The sequence below is a fragment of the Priestia sp. SIMBA_032 genome, assembly GCF_046535215.1.
Lineage (GTDB): Bacteria > Bacillota > Bacilli > Bacillales > Bacillaceae_H > Priestia > Priestia aryabhattai.
This window is the reverse complement of record NZ_JAWRXD010000682.1, coordinates 1-271: the sequence shown is the minus strand read 5'-3', so window position 1 is coordinate 271 and position 271 is coordinate 1. Positions and strand designations below refer to the sequence as shown.

General features: G+C 66.8%; 1 pseudogene. It reads right to left on the bottom strand.

The window, feature by feature from the left end:
- Positions 1-271: pseudogene (locus SB717_RS35995) on the bottom strand (hypothetical protein); the annotation flags it as partial.

Here is a 271-nt window from a genome sequence, read left to right as displayed (position 1 = left end):
CTTGTTGTTCTCCCCGATGAAGGCGGCGACGAACGCGTTTTCCGGCTTTTCGTAGAGGACCGAGGGCTCGGCCAACTGCTGGATGATCCCGTCGTCGAACACCGCGATCCGTGTCGACATGGTCAGCGCCTCGGCAAAGACGCGGACGAGCGGGAACCGGTGCATGGTGACGAGCCACGCCGTCCCGACCCCGACGACCGCCGTCAGCGCGCCGACCGCCAGCATCAGCACCAGCGTGTTGCGCACGTAGTCGGGCAGGACCGTGGAGGCC